The sequence below is a fragment of the Schaalia canis genome, assembly GCF_003858455.1.
Lineage (GTDB): Bacteria > Actinomycetota > Actinomycetes > Actinomycetales > Actinomycetaceae > Pauljensenia > Pauljensenia canis.
Map to the genome: position 1 here is coordinate 1 of NZ_RQZF01000018.1, position 5,861 is coordinate 5,861.

The following is a 5,861-nucleotide window of genomic DNA, read 5'->3' on the forward strand; positions in this document are numbered from 1 at the left end:
GCGCTGCCCTTGAGAAGGCCAAGACTGAACTGGAAGAACTACGTGGCCAGCTCCAGCAGATCTCGACCAACATCTTCCAAGCAGGCGGCGGTCAGTAAACACAGCTGCATGACAGGAGACGGGGGAACGGTTACGTGGGGATACGAGCCGTTCCCTCTCTCTTGTTTTCTCTTATATATTGACGTTCCGCGCCCACGTCATCTCCACCTAGCCCGTTCCCTCCCCTCCGATTGATGGGGGATGTCATTTCCTTCATGAGGCGGTCAACGTGTCAGTCTTTGGCGACTACCACTCCGATGTTGTTTTCGATTTCTCCTATGCGGATGATCTAGTTCGCCAGTTCCAAGACTGTGCTAGTAGCGTTGAACGCTATAACTCGTCGCGCGCCTCAGCTCAAACCACAGCTGAGGCAGACTTCAACGGCCATTTTTCAGAGCTCTTCCGCTGCAATATGCAGGTGGCAGCAAACGATTCGACACGTCTTGCATCAGCGTTGCGTCAGGGAGCTGATGCGGTGGAGTTCCTCATTGCTGAAGCCCGCAAAGAGAACCAGCGGCGGCGTTTAGTTCGTGAGTATCTGGCCCGCCATGACAACTGGTGGGAACAGGGGTGGGATTGGCTTTTCGGGCAGGAGGATCCACCTCGCTTCGCTCCAAACCACCTGCCTTCACGCCACGTTCCTTCTGCTGTGCCCGGTGAACGCTCTACGCCTCTTCCCAAGACGCAGGCGGGGCCCGGCACTACCTCCTCTGCCCGTCCTGCCAATCTTCGTTCAGCAGCGTCTCTTCTTATTGAGCCTTTTGAAGAGGTCAACAAGCGGGCGGCTCTGCACTCGAAAGTCAACGGTTTTTCCGCTGTCTGCCAGTATGGGAATCTTGAAGTTGGCGACCTTATGGCTAACCTGACCCGTTGGGCTCAGCTCAACTCTGAAGACGGTCGTTGGCTACGCGTCATTGCTGACGCTTTTGCTGCTGCCGGCGGAGAGGAGGAAATCTCGTCGGTGCACGATGCTGCGTTGCATGAGGCGTTCCGAAATGCCAACATTGCGACCACACGCGAAGGACTTTCTTTCACTCCTATCGCACTGTCTGGCTTTGACCCCAATACGGGCTATGCTCTCGACCCAGTCAATACCGCAACTGGCAACTTCGTTGAGTCCGAAGTCGATTATTCCTTTGGCGGGGCTTCATCATCCTTGCGAATAAGCCGCATGTATAACTCTGTCTCTACTGATGGGGGCGTGTTTGGCACCGGCTGGATGTCTCTCTTGGACCAACGGATTGTTCTTTCCGCTGATGATGCCATCTGGATTCAAGAGGACGGGCGACAAATTGTCTTCCCTCGAGTGGGTTCCCAGTTCGGTCGGGCGGTAGGCGCAAACTTTTGGCTGGTCGCTTCTGAAGAGCAGGGGCAACGCGTGCTGCGGGCGCAGGATAACGAGGGGGGTGTCTGGATTTTTAGCGCCCGTGGTCGTTGGTTGTCTTCGCATACGGGACAAGGCACGGGTGTGCACGCGGTCTACGAGGCTGACCGCGTGGTTGCCCTCGTTCATGAGCGAGGACGACGCGTTGACGTGGACTATGTGGGCGGTGTGGTTGGTCGGATTCGAACCAGTAACGGTCACAGCGTTGAGTACGTCTATGACGATCGTAGGCGCCTTGTTGAGGTGCTCGGCCCTGCAGGACGGCGCCGTTATGAGTGGAATGATAAGGATCTGATCGTTCGCGTGGTTGATGCCGCCGGGCTTGCTGAGGTGGAGAATACCTACGACGCGGATCGACGCGTTATCCATCAGGCAACTCCGCATGGGCGTCGCGTCCGTTTTGCTTACCTTCCCGGCAGGGTCACGGCTGTCTCTGACGAGGACGGAACGCGCAATGACACGTGGATTGCTGACTCGAATGGTCGTTTGATTGGTGTGATTGACTCTCATGGGCAGCGCCAGTCAATGTCGTATGACTCGCATGGGAATCTGGTACAGGTGACGGACCGGGCTGGTGCGACGACTGTGCACGTCTATGACAGTCGTGGGCATCGGACGCGTACCGTGTTGCCGACGGGTGGTGAGCTGTCCTATAGCTGGGATGAGCTTGATCGTATTTCAACGGTTGTTGCGCAAAGTGGCGGCGTTGTTTCTTACGTGTACGCCTCTGATGAGGATCGTAACCCGCATGAGATTCATGATCCTTTAGGCGGAGTGACCCGTTTGACGTGGGAGGGCGGCCTGCTGATGCGGGTGGTTGATCCTGTGGGGGTGGAGGTTTCTTTTACCTACGATGCTTTTGGCGACATGATTGGTGCCACTAACGCTGATGGTGCGACGGTTGTCTTTGAGCGTGACTGGGCTGGTCGTGTGATTTCTTCGACGACTCCTATGGGTGCGGTGACGGCTTTGGAGTATGACCATGAGGGTCATGTGTGTCGCGCGCGTGATCCTGAGGGGGCAGTGTGGCGTTTCGAGCATGATGATGCTGGACGCATGACGGCCATGATTGATCCTTATGGTGCGCGGACGACGTTTGAGTATGGCGAGCATGGTTCCCTCGCTCGTGTGACGGATCCGTTGGGGCGTATTACCGAGCACGAGTTTGATGATCTTGGGAATATTGCTGCCTTGAATCTGCCTGATGGGGCGCAGTTCCTGTACGAGTATGATTCCTTGTCGCGTTTAACGGGAATGCGCGCCCCTGATGCCGCGTGGTGGCATTGGACCTACGATCAGCGCGGCGTGATGACTTCGGTGCAGGATCCTACGGGGGTTGAGTATTCCCAAAGCGTTGATCCTGTGAATGGAACGCTGACCTACCAGGGTGGTGGCGACAGCGGGACTGTTGACTTTGATGCTTTTGGTCGTCCGGTTCGTGAGCAGACTGGCGCAGGTACGAGTGCCATATTGACGTGGGATGCGGCCGGAAATGTTGTGGAGATTCTCGATGGTGAGGGCGGCCTGACTCGTCTGGAGCGGGATATCGCGGGTCGCGTGAGAACCCATATCACCCCTAACGGGGTGACCACTCGTTATGAGTATGATCTGTGTGGTCGTTTGTTGAGCTTGTCTACCGAGGGCGGTGGCACGACAACTTTCGCCTATGACGCTGATTCTCGTGTTGTTGGGCGTAGGCTCTCCACTGGCGAGGAGGCTCGTTATTCTTATGACGCGTGTTCACGTCTGGTGCAGGCGGATGTTCCGGGTCGTGGGCGGAGTGTGTTCACCTACGATAAGTGTGGCCGTTTGACCTATCAGCGTGATCCGTTGATGGGGATTCGTCGTTTCTCTTATGACGCTGCTGGGCAGCTGGTGACTGCGACGAATGGTGTTGGGGGCGTGACTCGTTATGCCTACGATTCGCGGGGCCGTTTAGTGTCGGTGACTGACCCGTTGGGGGGAGTCACGCGTTACACCTACAATTCGCTTGATCAGATCACCAGTGTTGTTGATCCTTTGGGTCATGAGACCCTGTATTCTTTCGATGCTGCGGGACGGTTGCTGTCTCAGGTTGGGCCTGATGGGATGAAGTTGTCCTTCACCTATGACGAGGCCGGTCAGCCTGTTGCGTCCTTCGCTAATGGCTATCGGTTGACCAGCATTGAGCGCGATCTGTCTGGGCGTCGTGTCACGATCATGGATCACACTGACCCGACGGGTGAGTGTCATGAGCATGAGCTGCGTTTTGACCGCTTGGGACGTATGACTGCGCGTGTGTCTGATGGCCAGGAATGGTCGTGGTCGTATGACGCTGACGGTAATCGTTTGACTTATACGTCCCCTGACGGACACACCAGCGTTTATGACCGGGATTCTTTGGGAAGGCTTCGCACTTTCACTCATCCTGTTGCCGGCACTGTGTCGTATGCCTACGACGACGCTGGGCGTCTCTTGTCTGCGACGCAGGGGGATTGTGTCCAGGAGTGGGCGTATTCAGATGGCTGGCCGTCTTTTTATGGTCGACGCCATGTGAATGGCGACGTATCCGAGCAGGACTTGTGCACCAGTGTCGAGCGTGACACCTGGGGCCGTGTGACGGCCATTCACGCGGCAGATGGCACCTACCGATACACCTACGATGAAGCAAATCAGCTGCTTGGTGTGGATGGCCCTGATGGTTCGAGGTCATGGACCTATGACATTGCTGGCCGACTAGTAGAGGAGACCTCGCCAGTGGAGCGTAGTGTGTTCTCCTATAACGCGGGCAGCCAGCTCACCACTCGCACGACCTCTTCAGGAGAGGGGCAAGCTGAACGCACTTCACGTTTCACGTACACTCCTTCCGGTCAGCGCGCTTCCCTCACCACTACAACGAATAGTGGCGGTGTTCAAGAGTCTCACACGATCTCCTACGCCTGGGACGAACGCGGTTGGCTGTGTGCTACCGCCACCGATGCGGCCCACACCACCACCTGGGTCAACGCCCTCGGTGAGCTCTCTCGCGTGAACTCCACCTCTCTCTCGTGGGATATCGCCTCCTCCACTCCCACGCTGACTCATATCGGCGCCACCCCCATCACCATTACTCCCGCAGGCACTCATATGCCCGGCGCAGAATGGTCGCATGCGAGTTGGCGCCCTGCCCGCACCACCACTCCTCAAAGCCCTTATCAAACGCCTCTCCTGCCCGATTCTTTCACTCCGGCAGGAATCCACCTCACCCCCACCGGCACTCCTGTCATCGCCGGCCTGGAATGGATGGGCAAACGCCTCTACGACCCCGCCACTCATTCCTTCCTTTCCCACGATCCGCTTTCAGCAGCCCCCGGCGCAATCTGGGAAACGAGCCCCTATAACTACGCAGCCAATAACCCTCTTAACGCCCTTGACCCCACTGGTCTCAACCCTGTTACCGACGTCCAGCTCAACGCCTACGCCAACACCGTCGATACCCGAAGCTTCTTCGGAAGGGCCCAGGAGAATTGGCTCTCCTGGAACACCCTTGCCTCTGCGGCGCTGATAGTCGCGGGTGTTGCTTGTATAGCGACCGGTTTTGGTGGCCCAGCAGGCCTTATCCTGATCGGGGCTGGTGTTGACGGCATGATCCAACAACTCGACACCGGCCAAGTTGACTGGCTCGGTGTCGGGGCAACCTCTATCGTCGGAGGTCTCGTCGGGAAAGGCTTGGGCCTAGGAGTCAAAGGACTCATGCGCACAACACTTGGTAAGGAAATAGTGAAGCGGGGGGGCGCGCTGTTGAGCAAGATTCCTGATCAGGTGGCGAAGTATGCAGTCCCTGCGATGAAACACACTGCAGTGGGTGCCGGTGACCTTGTGTCCGGTGGCGCTGCAGCAACCACCGTCGAGGCGGGGCGACGACTCTTTGGCATCTCGAATAATCCCCACCAACCACTCAGCTCTGTCTTTGCTGACAACGCTTTGCCGACCCCCAAGAACCTCCTTCAGCTCGGCGCGAGCAAGAGCCTAGAGTTTGGGGGTAAACAACTCCAAGCACCCTTCAAGGCCCATATCAAGGAGCCTTTTCTTGATTGGAAGGACAACCCCTTACGCCGTATGCCCGACACCTTGCCCTACGCTGACATCGACACCTCAATAGACTCCTTCCTCGGCAAGGAACAGTACGGACGCAACCCCAACACTGGAGGCAACACCCCAGACCACATCTTCGGATGGGGAGATGACACACGAGCAGGTGGTCAAACTCGTTCAGTCACCACTGACGCTAATCCCCATAACCACACCATGACCTTCGAATGGCAACGCAACCCCAGCCGCCCTGTTCACACCCATGAAATCCACTACACAGAACAATAATGAAGGGGACACGCCATGGATCACACACACGCCCCTTCCAACCTCCCCAAAAACACCCCCACCCCTGTAGAAATAGCCTGCGTGGAGGCATTACTCATCG

At 57.0% G+C, this 5,861-nt stretch carries 1 protein-coding gene; it reads left to right on the top strand.

Annotated features, from left to right (window positions below):
• The first annotated feature begins 268 nt into the window (after positions 1-268).
• On the top strand, positions 269-5,761 hold the full coding sequence (locus EII11_RS10195) for a DUF6531 domain-containing protein (protein ID WP_124872434.1): 5,493 nt from the start codon (positions 269-271) through the stop codon (positions 5,759-5,761).
• Positions 5,762-5,861 lie beyond the last annotated feature (100 nt).